The 1,508-nt window shown below is 67.2% G+C and carries 2 protein-coding genes; both read right to left on the reverse strand.

Features of this window, described 5'->3' with window-relative positions:
- A partial coding sequence (locus FE851_RS25820) for an ATP-binding protein (protein WP_222423000.1) occupies positions 1-225 on the reverse strand: 225 nt, incomplete at its 3' end.
- A partial coding sequence (gene istA, locus FE851_RS25825) for an IS21 family transposase (RefSeq protein WP_145206931.1) occupies positions 212-1,508 on the reverse strand: 1,297 nt, incomplete at its 5' end. The genes istA and FE851_RS25820, both read right to left, overlap by 14 nt.

Consider the following 1,508-nt stretch of genomic DNA (forward strand, 5'->3'; position numbering starts at 1 on the left):
CCGGAACGCATCGATATCCTTCACGACCGGCAGCCGGGCGGCCGCCATCCGGTATCGGATCGAGGCAGCATGGCGATGTGTTGCTTCCGCGCGCAGAAGGTCGGTCAGTATCTCCATCGTGGTGCGCTGGCGCTGAAGGCCGGGGGTGACCGCATCGTCGAACGCGCCCGCCATGCCCTTGAGCCCAAGCCCGCGCAGCGCCTCGATCATGTCATGCCGCTGCATCGAAGGTCCTCAGCTGGTCGTAACGGGCGCAGTCGGCGATCGGCGGATGGCGCAAGGCGCTGTCTTCGGAGGTGATGATGGTGAGCGGTCGCGGCGGTTCGCGGCGCCGCGCCAGGATGTTGAGGATCAGGTCGTCGCTCGCCGTGCCGGTCGCCAATGCCTCGCGGACGGCCGCTTCGACCGGCTCCAGACCATCGGTCAGCACGGCCGACAGCACACGGACGAACCGGCGGTCGGCATCGTCGCCATTGCCAAGCTTGCGGCGCAGGCGCGCCAGCGCCGGCGGCAGATCCCAGTCCTGGAAGGGCGCGCCGTTCCGCAGCGCTCCGGGCTTGCGGGCCAGTACCGGCAGATAATGCCAGGGGTCATAGATCGTGCGGTTGCGCCCGAAGTAGCGGGGATGCTCGGCGACAACCTCCTCGCCGCAGCGCACGACAATGCGGTCGGCATAGGCCCGGACCTGCACCGTCCGCCGCGCCACCGTCGAGAGAACCGAGTAGCGGTTGCGCTCGAAGCTGATCAGGCAGGTGCCCGTCACCGCATGCTCGCTCTCGTGAAAGCCGTCGAACGGTCCCAGCATCGGCTGCAGTGCCGATCGCTCGATCTCCAGCGCCTGCGCCACGGTCAGCTCGCCCTGTTCCGGGTGTGCCTGTCGTTCCGCCCAGCGCTGGCACTCGGCCTCCAGCCAGCCATTGAGCTCGTCGAGGCTGGCGAACCGCAACCGGGGTTGGAAGAAGCGGCCCCGGATCGTCTGCACCTGGTTCTCGACCTGGCCCTTCTCCCATCCCGCCGCCGGCGAGCAGGCGGTGGGCTCGACCATATAATGGTCGGTCATGATCAGGAACCGCCGGTTGAAGACCCGCTCCTTCCCCGTGAACACGCTCGTCACCGCCGTCTTCATATTATCGTAGATGCCGCGGCCCGGCACGCCGCCGAAGAAAGCAAAGCCGCGCGCATGCGCGTCGAACAGCATCTCCTGACTCTCGCGCGGATAGGCCCGGACATAGACCGCCCGCGATGCACACAGCCGCATATGCGCAACCTTCACGCGCATCGGCTTGCCGGCGATCTCCACATCCTCATGGCTCCAGTCGAACTGGTAGGCCTCGCCCGGCTTGAACATCAGCGGGATGAAGGCGGTGACACCATCGCCGGCATCATTGCGCCGGTCGGCCTTCCAGCGCGCCGCGTAGCGCCGAACGGCATCGTAGGAACCCTCAAAACCTTCGCGCTCCAGCAGATCATGTATCCGCGTCATCCGCAGTCGCTCGCGCCTGCCGCGC

This window comes from Sphingobium sp. B2, from assembly GCF_007693735.1.
Taxonomy (GTDB): Bacteria; Pseudomonadota; Alphaproteobacteria; order Sphingomonadales; family Sphingomonadaceae; genus Sphingobium; species Sphingobium xenophagum.